We start from the raw sequence: 14,183 nt of genomic DNA, 5'->3' as shown, positions 1-14,183 counted from the left end.
GTAAAAATAAACATCTAATTTTAGCCAAATCTTGCTATAAGTTTAATTTAAATTTTTGATTTTCATCACAAAAAAGAGAATGCGCAATGTTTCTAAAAGGCTTTTTCACCAACTCTAGCGGAATCCTAACTTCTAGGATTCTAGGCTTCTTCCGTGATTTGCTCACTGCTAACACTTTAGGGGCTGGAATGTATAGCGATATGTTTTTTGTTGCTTTTAAGCTACCAAATCTCTTTCGCCGTATTTTTGGAGAAGGCGCATTTAATCAATCCTTTTTGCCCGGATTTTTTAAAGCGCGCTTGCGCGGAGGCTTTGCATTAAAAATTGGATTAATTTTCTGCACAATTTTGCTAGCCCTTTGTCTTTTTGTTTCTCTATTTAGTGAGCCAATCACTAAACTTCTAGCCTTTGGATTCTCTAAAGAGCTTATTGCGCTCACTGCACCTTTAGTTGCAATAAATTTTTGGTATTTGCCTTTAGTTTTTATTGTTACACTCTTTGGGGCTATGCTACAATACAAACGCAATTTCACTGCTTGGGCATACTCTCCTGCTCTTTTAAATCTTGCAATGATTATTTCCCTTTTGCTAGCACAAAATAGCGAAGCTTATGAAGCGGTTTTAATTCTAAGCTATGGAGTTCTTGCTGGGGGTATTGCACAAATTGCTTTACACTTTATTCCTATGTATAATTTAGGTTTTTTAAAATTGCTTTTTTGTGGAGCTAAAGAGCTAAAGGATTCCACAAAACAGAATCGCAAAAACAGCATTAATGCAAGTATAAAGCAGTTCTTCAAGCAGTTTTTCCCCGCAATGCTTGGAAGCTCCACTGCACAAATTGCATCTTTTATTGACACATTGCTTGCATCTTTTTTAGCAAGCGGTGCAATCTCCTATCTTTACTATGCAAATCGCATTTTCCAACTCCCACTAGCCGTTTTTGCCATTGCAACATCCACTGCACTTTTTCCCTTAGTCGCTAAATACATCAAGGAATCTAAAGAAAAAGAAGCAATTAATGCGCTTGCAAAATCCTTTTGGCTGCTTTTTGTCCTACTTAGTCTTTGCACGCTAGGTGGAACCCTTTTAAAAGATGAGATGATTTGGCTACTCTTTGAGCGTGGCAAATTTACGCGCGAGGATACTTTAATGTGTGCTAGCGTGTTTGGGGCTTATCTAATAGGACTACTGCCCTTTGGGCTTTCTAGGATTTTTTCTTTGTGGCTTTATTCTTACAGCAAGCAAGCTCTAGCGGCAAAAATTTCAGCCTTTTCCTTACTTGTTGGCACCATCTTTTCACTAATTTTAATGCAATTTTTTGGAGCAGTTGGATTAGCATTTGCTGGGAGCATTAGCGGATTTGTGGTGTTTTTTTTGACGCTACATTATTTTAGCTGGCAAAAATTTTTTAAAATCCTATGGAATTTAAAACTGATTTGCATCACTTGTGGGCTTTTGGGATTAGAATACCTAGTGATTTTAGGTTTTAAACAATACATTTTTAAGATTTAACTTTCAAATTCTGCTGCATTAAAAAACTCTAAAATTGCTTCACGCATTAGCGGAGGCTCTGTGATTGCATTTACCCTGCTTCTAAACTCACTTGCACCCTTTAGTCCTTTAGAATAGGCGTGTAGATTTTTTCTAAACATAATCGCACCATAATCCCCTCTAAAACTAACCATCCGGTCAAAATGCTCTAGCACAACACATTTTCTTAACTCTACACTCTCAGCAACACTCCCTTGTTTAATCTGTGCAAATATCCAAGGTTTCTCCACCGCCGCACGCCCTATCATCACACCATCAGCCCCTGTTATTTCTAAAACTTCTTGGCTCTTTTTAACGCTATTAATCTCTCCGTTTGCAATGAGTGGAACTTTTAGATTCCGCTTTATAAGCGCAATAGAATCATAATCAATTTTTTCCTTTTTATAACCATCTGCTCTTGTTCTCCCATGCACCACAACATAATCAATAGGAGCATCCTTTAAAGCTTGCGCAATTTCTAAAGGAATCTTTTTGTCAAAGCCTAAACGCACTTTCACACTTAAATAAGGAATCTCGCTAATTTCTTTAACAAAGCTTAAAATCTCAACCAATTTCTTTAAATCCTTAAGCAAGGAGCTACCGCTGCCGTGGCTAGAAACCTTAGGAGCTGGACAACCGCAATTTAAATCTAAAATTTGGATTTCATTCTTTAAAGTATTTAAATATTCTACCGCACGCTTAATAATACTAAAATCATTGCCTGCAATCTGCAGAGCAAAAGGTGTTTCAAGGGGAGATTTTTCTACCATTTTAAGTGTTTTCTTATTTTTAAATGCCAAGGCGTGCACACTAATCATTTCACTCACCGTAATATCTGCCCCAAACTTCTTTGCCACCTCACGCAAGGGTAAATCGCTATACCCCGCTAAGGGGGCTAACATTAATGTGTTTCTCTTAATAAGGGATTCCAAAATAAACCTTTATTTGTCCTATAAAAATTAATGCAATATTAACAAAATCTTGGTAAAATCTAACTCTCTTAAATCAAAATAAGGATGCAAAATGTTCAAAAAAATTCTAATTAGAGCTTTCATTCTAAGCTTCTCTCTCTCCCAACTTTTAGCAGATTCTGATATTGAAATTTACGGACAAATTACAAAAATTGATAATGCCCAAAAAATAATTTCTCTCTCTAGCGCAAACAGAGAAATTATCGTTCAAGTTCTCCCTCATACTAAGCTTAAAGGTGATGATTGCGGAATTTTTGGCAAGGATACTCGCGAAGAATTTAGTGCCTTAAAAACAGGAATGTTTGTAGAAGTAGAAGCATTACCTCAGGCAAATGGAAGCTTAGTTGCAAAAAGCATAGAATGGGAATGCAGACAAAAATCCTATTAATACATACAAAAAACAATCCCATTTTCTGCTAGACTCTTATAGGTTTCCAATTGTGGATTCCTTTTTGACTCCTTTAAAAAAAAGTAAATTTTAGTCCCAAAAGCTCGGATTGCTTGCAAGTCTTTTAAATGTAGATTTTTTAAGAAATCTTGAAACCCTGTTTTAAATCCCAAATGCGTAAGCACCAAGATTTCTATACGCCGATTTTCTTTTAATCTTTTTAATGAAAATTCCACCGCTTCTTTACAATGGACATCCACCCCAAAAACGCTAAAATCTCCATATAAATATTGTGGAATCTTAAAAAAGGATTCCAGCTTTTCACTCTGTCCAAAAAACACACTCATTGAAAATCACTTACGCATTAATAATATTACCAACTTCAACATACTCTAACTTTTCATTTGTCAAAAGTGCATTTTTAATGGAATCTAAAATCAAACGATAATTCTTAAAAAATTTAAAACGCTCATTTTTACAATTTTCCAAAATTTTTAACACATCTTCTTCACGCCCTAAAAGATACTCCCCCATTCCATAAGATTCCGCCATTTTATGCGCAATTGTTTTTGCTCTATCTAAATCCACCTTTGCGTGCGAATAGCGTTCCTCAAAAAGTAACTCTAAAGCCGCAATTCCAGATAAATGAATCTTGATTTGACTTTCCATTTCATTTTTACTCAAAAACTCTTTATCAGCATACTTTAACCCATCGCTCATTAAAGTAATTTTTTCAAAAGGAACTTCTAGGGCATATGCACTAAATGCCTTTGCCGCTTGATAATACGCCAAAATTTCACGCTCTTTATCGCTAAAGCTTAATTTTTTACGCACCCCTAGCATTACTTTGTCACGCACACTTAAAATATCCTCTTTGGTAATAACTTCCGAACCCCTTTTAATCGCACAAAGGGCTGCTTCATTAATCAGCGATGCAAGTGCAGCACCACTAAAACCCACACAAAGCTTAGAAATCTCCTCATAATCAAAATCACAGCGCTTATTGCGTGTATGCACTTGCAAAATCTTAATGCGTTCTTGCAAATTTGGTAACTCTACAAAAATCCTTCTATCAAATCTCCCACTACGCAATAACGCTTCATCAAGAGATTCCATATTATTTGTAGCACCAATAACAATCACTCCAGAACTATCCTCAAACCCATCCATCTCTGTTAAAAGCTGATTAAGTGTCGCTTCTCTTTCATCATTGCGCATATTTCCACGCGCCTTACCCACCGCATCAATTTCATCAATAAACACAATAGAGGGTGCATTTAATTTCGCCTTTGTGAATAAATCGTGCACCCTTTTTGCACCCATTCCCACATAAATTTGCACAAAACTTGCCCCACTTTGATAAAAAAACGGCACTTGTGCCTCGCCAGCTAACGCCTTTGCAATCAGTGTTTTTCCAACTCCGGGGACACCTACTAAAAGCACACCCTTAGGGAGTTTAACACCAAAATCTTGGTATTTTTTAGGAGATTTTAAATAATCAATGATTTCTTCTAATTCATTTTTTGCTTCACTAATCCCAGCAACATCAGCAAAAGTAACATTTGAACTAATTGGCTTAATGTGATGGAGGGCAAAAGCATCGCTTACTAGAGTTTTAGCAACATTTGGAGTGCTTATGGAATCCTCTTTTGGCTTTGGTTTACTTTGTGCGATTTTACTCTGTTTAAAGGCAAAGAAAAATAAGAGCACCATAAACACTGCACCAAAAATCGCAATAATTTCCACTGCATTGCGCCACAAACTCCATTCCTCCTTAATCTCTAAAGGAACTTTTTGTCCAAGGGCTTGTAAATCCACACTCTCTTTTGCAATCTTATATCGCTGCCCATTGAGTGTAAAATACAAATACTCTCCCTTAATAGTTACAATTTCTGGGAGATTTTGTTCTAATAAACTTTGGAGTTTTATTGCACTAATTAAACGCACATCTTGTTTTAAAAACATCACACCAAATAAGATTCCAGCTAAGAAAATTGCTAGAATTCCGACATATAAGGCTTTAAATTTCTGCATAATTTTTATCCATTTTTGGGCTAAAGCTTTCTATCTTTATCCAACTATCTTTTAAAATAGGCTTTTTAGAAATAATTTGAACTTTATTATAATATTCATCAAAACCTTGTGCGACATAATTAGAATCTTGTAATGCTACATCTTCAATCAAAACATTTAAAGGAATCCTTTTTTCACACAATGCTTTTCTAAACTTTAAATTATTCTCCTGCACCTTTTCTTCAATCTGTCTTTTTCTCTCCTTTGCAGTATTTCCATTAATTCTATCCTTAAGCAACGCAGAAGGTGTATTATCGCGCGGAGAGTAAATAAAACTATGCAAATGTGTTAAAGAAAATTTACAAAAATTCTTAAATGCTTCTTTCCATATTTCTTCACTTTCTCCAGGATGCCCTACAATAAAATCACTCCCTAATGCAAATCCTTTTTCACTTAATGTATTAAATAATTCTAAGTCTTTTTCAAAAGTGTTGCAACGATTCATAATCTTTAGCATTTTAGGAGAAGTGTGTTGCAAAGCGATATGCAAATGGCGTTCAATCTTATGATTTTCTAATGCATTTAAAAAATGTGCGTCAATTTGTGATGGCTCTAAACTTCCAATTCTTAGACGCTTTAAGGTTGAGATTGCACATAAAGACTCCACAAGCGTGGCAATCTTTAAACCAAAATCCTTCCCCCAACTTCCCATATTAGTGCCTGTGATAATAAACTCACTAAAACCCTTTTGCGCTAAATGCTCCACTTGTTTTAAAACCTTCTCTTGCGGAAAACTTCTAGCCCTACCACGCACACTAGGAATAATGCAATACGAACACGCAAAATCACAACCCTCTTGTATTTTGATAAATGCACGACTTTTACCTATAAAATCACTTAAAATTTCATTCTCTAAAGATTCTAAATCATCACTTAAAAAAAAGTTGGAATCCTTTTTTAAAAGCGTGTTGATTTTTTCTTTATGTGAGTGTCCAAACACTCCACTAACAAGCCCTTTATCCAAAAGTGTCCGCCCCTGTGTTTGCACGCCACAGCCTGTAAAATAAATCCTTTTGCCTTCATTTTGCAAGCGGTTAATATAATTCCTAACACCACTATCAGCACCATTTGTAACCGTGCAAGAATTCACCACCACAATATCACTCTCTTCTTCATAAGGCGTTTGCGTAAAGTCTTTTAACGCATTAATCATCACTTGCGTATCAAACAAATTTGTCCGACAGCCAAAGGTTTTAAAATATACTTTTTGTTTTATCATTAATTCTCTTTACAATCAAATTCTTTTTAACTAAAATTTACAGGTGGAATCCCACCATCTCCCACACGCACGCCCTTAAAGGTTTCTTCTTGTGGAATCTTTCGCCTTCCTTCATATATCGTTGTGCTAGGATAGGCAATTTGGATGTTTGGTTCTGCTAAAATTACATTGATAATCTCTGCGCTAATACTACTACGCAATGCTAAAGTCGCATAAGCATTAGTAAGATACCACACAGAAATTTTAATTCCATTTTGTTCTAGCAAACTAAACACACGTGGTTCTACATTTGTATTGCGCAAAGTGAATCTATCGCGTAATTTTGCAAATTGCTTACGAGTGGAGTCTGTATAGCCTTTGGCATATTTTTTCGCACATTCTCTTGCAATGTGGCAAGCCCTTGCGTGGTCAGAATCAAAGGTAATAGTAAAATCAATCCCATCCCACACCGTTTTCATTCCCCCGTGCGTGTAGTTTGAAAACATTGTGGTAAAGACAAAATTATTAGGCACAAAAATAATCCTTCCTGCACGGCGATTTTCTGTATAAGTTGTTAGCGTAATGTCTTCATAAAGCGTAATTCTAAGCACAGAAATGTCTAACACATCCCCTACATACACCGCCCCATCTTTTATCACCTTAATTCTATCTCCTGCGTGCACAGCACCACCTACAACAATCACAATCCAACCAAGCACAGACATAAATAAATCTTTCATCGCAATAGCTAAACCAGCAGATGCAAATCCTAGCACCGTAACAAGATAGCCCACATTATCAAGATAAGAAAAAAGCAAAATAATCACAATCAATGTGATATTTAAAAAATTAATGATTTTATTTGTTGTGTAAATGCGTTCGTGATCGTGAATGTATTTACGCACACCAAGCTTAAGTGAGAATGCGATTCCAATAAGAATTAAAATTGTAATTCCTATGTAAATCCCTTTGAAAAACTGCACCTTTACCTGTTCTAATAAACGCACTTTATTCTCTTGTGTTTCCTTGTTAAAAATCTCTAAAGTTGTGTTAAAAACCTCTTTTGTAGTTTCCAGCACAGTGAGTGCATTTAGATTCTCCTCATAAGCCTTTATTACCTCTTCTTTAGTCGCAAAAAGACAATTATTTGAATGGCACAGATTGCTTAACCCATCTTTATTAGATGCAGTTTGGTAAATTTCTAATAAGCCCTTAAGTGCGGAATCCTTTTGATTTAACCACTCAAGATTCTTCTTTAAGCTTTTGTAATTTGCATTTAAAATCTTTAATTCCTCATCAGCCTTTTTAATATAAGAATACGCACGCACAATTAATAACGGATTTGTAACGCTTGGCATCTCTTCAAGCTCTTTTGCTTCTGTTAATTCCCTAAAGGGCAAATCCTTATAAATATCTAAAGCCTTTTTTTGCTGTTCAAATGCTGTTAGATTGCGCTTTAAAACACTTAACTCATCGCGCATTGCAAGAGTTTTTGGCTTACTCTCTAACTTAGCAATTGCTTCTTGCGTGTGGGTAAGATTTGCTAAAACTTGTTGGTAGGATTGATAATTTGAATATCGCTTCATCCACAAATTATTAGCATCCTCTAAAAAATGGTTTGCATTTGTAATCTCTAATTCTAGGGACTTTATGGCTTTAATATCATCAGCAATTGTGCCTACACCAAAGGCAAAACCACACGCAAAAATAAAAGCAAAAATTATAAAACGCATCAAGCAAATTCTCTTAAAACATCAAGCACTAATGCTTTTGGAATATCATTTTTAAAACAAACTCCCCCAATGCTCTTTGGTAAGATAAATTTAATGCGAGAATTAAGACTTTTTTTATCCAAAAAGAAATTTCCATAAAAGGATTCCACATTTTTAATAGCATAATCTGTTGGAATCCTAAATTTTTCCAAAAGGGCTTTTATTGCATCAAACTCTTTTTGTGTGATGAGATTTAGTGCAAGCGCAAGTGTGTTTGCCATCACCATTCCAATTCCAACTGCCTCTCCGTGCAAAAACTTTCCATACCCACTTTCTAGCTCAATGCTATGCCCAAAAGTGTGTCCATAATTGAGTGCAGCACGAATTCCTTGCTCTTTTTCATCCTCCCTAACAACTTGGGCTTTAATGCCAACAGCTTTTTGAATCACTGCTAATAATGCGCTTTCATCCTTGCAATCCAACTCTTCTAAAACTTTAAAAAAATTTTTATCAAAACACACCGCCTTTTTTACTACTTCTGCAAGCCCTGCACTCAATTCTCTTTGTGGCAGTGTGTGCAAAAATTGCGCATCAATAAACACCGCTTTTGGCTGATGAAAAAGCCCAATAAGATTCTTTCCAAAAGCATTATTGATTCCGGTTTTTCCACCAACACTAGAATCCACTTGCGCTAAAAGCGTTGTTGGAATCTGAATAAAGTCAATCCCACGCATAAAAATCCCCGCAGCAAATCCTACCACATCTCCAATCACACCTCCCCCTAAGGCAATCATTAAAGATTTTCTGTCTAAGCGATGGTTAAATGCAGCTTCTAAAATAGATTCCACACTTTTAAAATCCTTATAAATCTCACCATCAGCGATTGTGTGGCAATACACTTCCTTTGCTTGCAATTTTGCCAAAAGTGTTGGCAAATGCAAACCTGCAATTTTTGGATTTGTAACAATCAAAACTTTTGTATCAAATGCGAGTTTTGGTAACTTTCCAAAAGAGATTGTGTAATGCGGCAAATGAATCTTTGATTCCACGCTAAACCTTTCAACAAGATTTTGATTCCAATTGTAGCTATTTTTTGTTTTATCTATCCTTTTGTGCTATAATTTTTGCCTTTTGCAATCCTTACTATTTTTGGAGAAACAATGCTAAAGGCTTGGATGTTTTTGATTGTAGCAATCATCTGTGAAGTGCTTGGAGTTTCTGTTATGAACTCCACACAAGGGGATAGCCAAAACAATCCACTTTTTGTCTATGCATTTATGTTTATTATGATAGGAATTGCCTATTATTTTATGTCGCTTTCTATCCGCAAAATTAGTGTGGGCATTGCTTATGCAATTTGGGAGATTGTAGGACTTAGTCTTATTACAATCATTGCCATTTTCGTCTTTGGAACTTCACTAAAAACACAAGAGTATATTGGTTTAGCTCTTGCAATTCTTGGAATTTTTCTTGTCAATTTAGGTGATACGCACAGCAATAACGGAAACAAAAATGTTTAACATCTACTTACTCTATGTTGTTTTAGCGGCACTCTTAGACATTGTTGCAAATCTAGCACTTAACAAATCTGATGGATTTAAAAATTTTAAATGGGGGGCAATATCAGTTTTATTAGTGTGGCTTGCCTTTTATCTCCTTGCTTTAAGCCTAGAAAGTATGAAACTAGCAGTAGCTTACACACTTTGGGGAAGCATTGGAATCTTAGGCACGACTTTGGGTGGTTGGTATTTTTTCAAACAAAAATTAAAGCCTATTGGATGGGTTGGAATCCTTATCATCATCATCGCAGTCATTACGCTAAAAACAGCATAATCCTAGCAATACCCTATCATTTCCCTAGACAAAAATCACTAAACATTGCATCTAGCATTTCAGAATATTCATAAGGCTTAGTGATAGAAGAAATTGCGCGCAATGCTTCATTAATGTGGAAGCTAAAAAGCTCTAGTTCTCCATTTTCAAGCGGATTAAGAGAGCTTTTTAATGCGCTAATGCAATTTTGCACCGCTTGGAATTGATATTCAGAAACCAACAAAAGCGATTCCAACTTTTGATTTGTATCCAAAAGCTCTTCTAATCTAAGTTTAAATCGCTCAAGCAAGGAATCTTCACTTAGCAAATCCCCTTTTAAACTTAATAACAAGGGATTAAACGCATCTAAAACTTTGGAATCTAATTGCATTTTTAAATCTGTTTTATTGATTAAAACTAGAATCTTTTTTTGCTCTTTATAGGCTTTTAAAAGTTCAATAATTTGAAAATCTTCCGCACTTAAAGGAAGCGAGCCATCAAATAAAACAAGCAATAAATCACTCTCTTTTGCCTTCTCTAAACTTCTTTTAATCCCTTCACTCTCCACCACATCAGCACTTTCTCTAATCCCAGCAGTGTCAATTAAACGCAATAAATGCCCGCCTAACATAAAATTTTCCTCAATGCTATCACGCGTTGTTCCTGCAACATCACTGACAATGGCACGATTCCTACGCAAAAGCGCATTAAGCAAAGAGCTTTTCCCCACATTTGGCTTGCCTATAATACAAAGCTTATAACCATCAAAAAGCATTCTTTTATTTTTAGACTGCTCTAAAAGTGCATTGAGGTTTTTTAACACTGCTTGTAATTCTTTCTCTAAATTTCCTAACAAATCTTGCGGCAACTCTTCATCAGCATAATCAATAAAAACCTCACTATGTGCTAGAAAACTAATTAAAGTTGTGCGCAAATCCTCACAAAAATCCTGCATCTCACCTTTTAAATGGCGCATTAGCATTTGGTGTGCATTTGCATTTTGGGATTCTATGAGTTTTGCTATTGCTTGGGCTTGCGATAAATCAATACGCCCCCCTAAAAATGCGCGCTTTGTAAATTCCCCAGGATTTGCAAGCCTTGCACCAAGTTTTAGACACTCTTGTAAAATATTTTGCGCTATAAAACTTCCGCCGTGACATTGAAACTCTACCACATCTTCTGTTGTATAGCTATTTGGAGCTTTAAAATACAAAAGAATACATTCATCTAAAAGCAAACCCTTCTCAAAATAGATTTTAGTTAGCCTTGCAATGCGCGGTTTAATAAAATTTTCAATGCTATTAAAATCAAGCCTAGCAAGCTTTGCAGCGATAAAAAGAGCATTATTGCCGCTTAAGCGTAAAACATTTAAAGAGGAATGTCCATAAGTTGTTGCTGGAGCTACAATTGTGTCGTTATTTAACATTTAAGAATGATAAAAAGTATTAATAATAATGTAACGCTCCCCTTCACCATTTAAACGAAAGGTAACATATTTATCCGGAAACTGCTCACGCAACTGCTTTAGAGCAATATGCGCTAGCACACCATCTAAAGGCTTTGTTTGCGCCTTACCGGTTAATTTTACGCTCTCAATAGTTGGCAAAAGATAATTTGCAATCATTTCTTCTTGATTGCGTAAAAACTCGGCAATTTCAAGGCGAAGCATTAAGCCATAAGTATGATTTATCCAATTAAAAATCAAATACGAAATTGCCTTATAGCGATAGCCTTCTTTGCCAATTAACAGAGCGGAATCTTCACCATCAATTTTCACATACAGCGTATTTTCATCATAAGGCTCCACGAATACACCATCAAGCTCATAAGGCAACATCGCCAAAAGCGCATCAAGTTCTTTTTGCACAACCTTTGCAATTGCTTGCAAATCCTCTTGCGTAAAGGCAGACTTTTTATTCTTTTTCTCTTGCTGTTCTTTTTGTGCTTCCTTTTTAGATTCTAAAAAATCATCCCTAATAGAATCTTTTGCAATGCTTTTAATCTTTTTAGATTCCATAGTTTTAAGCTGTGCGCAAATCACAGCCTGCTTTTTGCCAAAACCTAAAAACCCCTTAGATGCGTTTTGAATAATCTCATATTCCAAATCCACCACAGAGCAATTAAATGTATTTGCAGCAATTATTAGCGCATCCTCTAGAGTTTTAGCTTCTATCTTTTTCATCATCACGCTTTTTATGTTTATGCTCGGCGATTTCTCTTACTTTTTTGCGCTCTAAAGACTTGTTGATTAAGAGTTGTTGTAAGATTGAAAAAACATTATTAACAAACCAATACAATACAAGCCCTGATGGAAAAGTTACAAAGAAAATTGTAAAAATCAATGGTAAAAATTTAAAGATTTTTTCTTGTATAGGATCGTTAAATGCTGTTGGCGTTAAATGCTGCTGCAAATACATTGTTGCACCCATTAAAATTGGCAACACAAAATAAGGATCCATCACCGATAAATCCGTAATCCAAAGTAACCAATCCGCCCCTTTAAGCTCAATAGCATTAAACAACACACGATAAATTGCAAAAAATACTGGGATTTGCAAAAGCAGCGGCAAACATCCACCCATAGGATTTGCGCCGTGTTTTTTATAAAGCTCCATCATATGCATTTGAAGTTTTTGTGGATCACCTTTGTATTTTTGCTGCAATTCTTTCATCTTTGGTGCAATCTCTTTTAATTTTTGCATAGACACCATTCCCTTATAAGTCAAAGGATAAAGCACGATTCTAACAATTAAAGTCAATAAAATAATCGCCCAACCCCAATTCCCACAAAAATCATAAAGCTTCTCTAAAAGCAAAAATAAAGGCTTTGCAAAAAATGTAATCACACCATATTCCACAACATCAGTTAAAAGCGGGTTAATAGATTCCAATAAACGATTATTCTTTGGTCCAATATAACCTTCTAGCACCAACTCACCATTTCCGATAATAAAAGGCATTGGATCTTCATTGGCATTCCCTAATACCGTTGCGCTTAATCCTGCTTGGTTAAACAAAAGCGTCGTATAATAACGATCTACTGCTGCTAAAATCTTTGCATTAGCAAAATTCACCTGCCCTTTAGCATCACCATCTTCTATTGTTGTAATGGTGTCATCTGCTTCTTTAACAATCACGCCCTTAAAGACAAAGGCATCATTTTCCACACTCGGACGCATTCCGGGCGATACAAAATAAATGTGATCTTGGGGAATCTGAATGGCTGCCTTATAATAACCATTGGGATAGAAAGTTAGAATCTTTTGGACTATAACGCCATTTAACTCTTGGGTAAGCGTTAAGCTCTGTGGCGCATCGTTAAGTTTTAAATGACTCACACTTGTAGTATAGGGAGAATTTAATGCTTGATTATTTAAAATAGCATCAGAGAAACGAATCTCTAAAATCTTTGGATTGCTTTGGTTAACTACATCCTCTTGAAATAAAGAAAGCGGGGCAGAATCCTTTTGATACTTGTCTTCTTTTAGCTCCACTCTTGCAATTCTACCTAACCTATCAATTTGATAACTAAAGCCTTCTGCTTCAATCGTTGCAATGATTGTGGAATCTTTTGCTTCCATAGGGACATTTACAGGTGCTGTTACATTAGCCGTAGCAACGGAATCTTGAATGCTTGGCGCATCAGGAGCAACTTTAGCATTAGATACAACTGCACTCTCTTGTGTCTGAGGTTGATAAAAATAACTATAAGGCACAAAAAATGCAAGTGCTAAAACAACCGCAATGATAATTCTAGTTTGAGAGCTTAATTCATTAATTTTATTAAACACGAGAAACCTTTGGAGAGTTTTTAATAATTTGAAATGTTTGGGATTTAATCTTTAAAAAAGCACCATTTGGGATATTGGAAAAAACACAATTTGGCATACCATCAGGAACTAGCCAATATTTTACTAAACAAGGCTTAAAAACACTAACCCGCAAAGATAGATAAACGCTAGGATAGACAATACCCCCTTGAAAAAACTGATTACAAGATAAAATTCTATTCAATGTTTTAAAAGTCGCAACCAAAGGATTTTGAAATAAATACAACTGCTTAGCGTATTCTGAACAACTTGGATAATAACGGCAATTTGCCCCAAGTAAGGGAGAAATATAACGCTGATAACTCTTAATCACAAAAAGACAAGCTACTCTTACCATCTCTCAAACCAAGCCGTGCCAGCGCATATTCATAGTTGTTTTGCAAGGTTTTATATGCAACCTTATCTAATCCACTTTTTGCTAACAAAATCATATCCCCGCTTACCAAATCTAGCATAGACTCCCGATAAACAGCGCGCAATCTACGCTTAATGCGGTTACGACACACTGCATTACCCACCTTTTTTGAGACAGAAAACCCAACCCTTTTGTGCTGTGCATTTTCCCTAAAAAATAAAACGAAATGAGAGCTATGCCATCGCTTTTGACTCTTATAAACACGATCAAAATCTTGTCTTGTGTGCAATGTCACCAAAACGCAATCCTAAAGGG

The 14,183-nt window shown here is 35.7% G+C and carries 15 protein-coding genes; 4 read left to right on the top strand and 11 right to left on the bottom strand.

All coding sequences use genetic code 11. From position 1 onward, the window contains the following. Window positions 1-86 precede the first annotated feature (86 nt). On the top strand, window positions 87-1,511 hold the full coding sequence (gene murJ / locus MRZ19_RS03020; RefSeq protein ID WP_291030185.1) for a murein biosynthesis integral membrane protein MurJ: 1,425 nt from the start codon (window positions 87-89) through the stop codon (window positions 1,509-1,511). On the opposite strand, the gene MRZ19_RS03015 is transcribed toward murJ, so the two are convergent. Further along, complete coding sequence (locus tag MRZ19_RS03015) at window positions 1,508-2,431, bottom strand: tRNA-dihydrouridine synthase (RefSeq protein ID WP_291030270.1); 924 nt, start codon at window positions 2,429-2,431, stop codon at window positions 1,508-1,510. The two genes, murJ and MRZ19_RS03015, sit on opposite strands and share 4 nt — an antisense overlap. A 121-nt stretch (window positions 2,432-2,552) precedes the next feature. Here MRZ19_RS03015 and MRZ19_RS03010 point away from each other — a divergent pair, with 121 nt between their 5' ends. Then, a complete protein-coding gene (locus tag MRZ19_RS03010; RefSeq protein ID WP_291030183.1) occupies window positions 2,553-2,888 on the top strand; it encodes a DUF5666 domain-containing protein in 336 nt (111 codons plus the stop codon). Here the strand turns inward: MRZ19_RS03010 and MRZ19_RS03005 are convergent. Genes MRZ19_RS03005 through aroB form a run of 5 tightly spaced genes read right to left on the bottom strand, consistent with a single transcriptional unit; the run spans window position 2,885 to window position 8,920 of the window. Next, window positions 2,885-3,235, bottom strand: a complete 351-nt coding sequence (locus MRZ19_RS03005) for a hypothetical protein (RefSeq protein ID WP_291030181.1) — start codon at window positions 3,233-3,235, stop codon at window positions 2,885-2,887. The genes MRZ19_RS03010 and MRZ19_RS03005 overlap by 4 nt on opposite strands. A 10-nt stretch (window positions 3,236-3,245) precedes the next feature. Next, window positions 3,246-4,922: an ATP-dependent metallopeptidase FtsH/Yme1/Tma family protein gene (locus MRZ19_RS03000; protein WP_291030179.1), complete on the bottom strand. Its 1,677-nt coding sequence runs from the start codon at window positions 4,920-4,922 to the stop codon at window positions 3,246-3,248. After that, the gene (gene mtaB, locus MRZ19_RS02995) at window positions 4,909-6,180 is read right to left on the bottom strand and encodes a tRNA (N(6)-L-threonylcarbamoyladenosine(37)-C(2))-methylthiotransferase MtaB (RefSeq protein ID WP_291030177.1); all 1,272 of its coding nucleotides are present in this window, start codon (window positions 6,178-6,180) and stop codon (window positions 4,909-4,911) included. The genes MRZ19_RS03000 and mtaB overlap by 14 nt, the downstream gene beginning before the upstream one ends. A gap of 26 nt (window positions 6,181-6,206) precedes the next feature. Further along, window positions 6,207-7,892, bottom strand: coding sequence for a mechanosensitive ion channel domain-containing protein (locus MRZ19_RS02990; RefSeq protein ID WP_291030268.1), 1,686 nt, complete (start codon window positions 7,890-7,892; stop codon window positions 6,207-6,209). Further along, window positions 7,892-8,920: a 3-dehydroquinate synthase gene (gene aroB, locus MRZ19_RS02985; protein ID WP_291030174.1), complete on the bottom strand. Its 1,029-nt coding sequence runs from the start codon at window positions 8,918-8,920 to the stop codon at window positions 7,892-7,894. The genes MRZ19_RS02990 and aroB overlap by 1 nt, the downstream gene beginning before the upstream one ends. A 111-nt stretch (window positions 8,921-9,031) precedes the next feature. Between aroB and MRZ19_RS02980 the strand changes: the two genes are divergently transcribed. Then, on the top strand, window positions 9,032-9,391 hold the full coding sequence (locus MRZ19_RS02980) for a multidrug efflux SMR transporter (RefSeq protein WP_291030173.1): 360 nt from the start codon (window positions 9,032-9,034) through the stop codon (window positions 9,389-9,391). A gap of 1 nt (window position 9,392) precedes the next feature. After that, the gene (locus MRZ19_RS02975; protein ID WP_291030266.1) at window positions 9,393-9,704 is read left to right on the top strand and encodes an SMR family transporter; all 312 of its coding nucleotides are present in this window, start codon (window positions 9,393-9,395) and stop codon (window positions 9,702-9,704) included. A gap of 16 nt (window positions 9,705-9,720) precedes the next feature. On the opposite strand, the gene mnmE is transcribed toward MRZ19_RS02975, so the two are convergent. Genes mnmE through rnpA form a run of 5 tightly spaced genes read right to left on the bottom strand, consistent with a single transcriptional unit; the run spans window position 9,721 to window position 14,163 of the window. Beyond that, a complete protein-coding gene (gene mnmE / locus MRZ19_RS02970) occupies window positions 9,721-11,109 on the bottom strand; it encodes a tRNA uridine-5-carboxymethylaminomethyl(34) synthesis GTPase MnmE (protein ID WP_291030171.1) in 1,389 nt (462 codons plus the stop codon). Continuing rightward, a complete protein-coding gene (locus MRZ19_RS02965; RefSeq protein WP_291030168.1) occupies window positions 11,110-11,865 on the bottom strand; it encodes a Jag N-terminal domain-containing protein in 756 nt (251 codons plus the stop codon). Beyond that, window positions 11,846-13,474: a membrane protein insertase YidC gene (yidC, locus tag MRZ19_RS02960; protein WP_291030166.1), complete on the bottom strand. Its 1,629-nt coding sequence runs from the start codon at window positions 13,472-13,474 to the stop codon at window positions 11,846-11,848. The genes MRZ19_RS02965 and yidC overlap by 20 nt, the downstream gene beginning before the upstream one ends. After that, on the bottom strand, window positions 13,467-13,850 hold the full coding sequence (gene yidD, locus MRZ19_RS02955) for a membrane protein insertion efficiency factor YidD (protein ID WP_291030164.1): 384 nt from the start codon (window positions 13,848-13,850) through the stop codon (window positions 13,467-13,469). Before yidD ends, yidC begins: the two co-directional genes overlap by 8 nt. Next, window positions 13,819-14,163 carry a ribonuclease P protein component gene (gene rnpA / locus MRZ19_RS02950; protein ID WP_291030264.1) on the bottom strand — a complete coding sequence of 115 codons (345 nt, stop codon included), beginning with the start codon at window positions 14,161-14,163 and terminating at the stop codon, window positions 13,819-13,821. Before rnpA ends, yidD begins: the two co-directional genes overlap by 32 nt. Window positions 14,164-14,183: the final 20 nt, after the last annotated feature.

The sequence above is a fragment of the Helicobacter sp. genome (assembly GCF_022770205.1).
Taxonomy (GTDB): Bacteria; Campylobacterota; Campylobacteria; order Campylobacterales; family Helicobacteraceae; genus Helicobacter_D.
The sequence above is the reverse complement of the archived record's forward strand: the minus strand, read 5'-3'. Positions and strand labels throughout refer to the sequence as shown.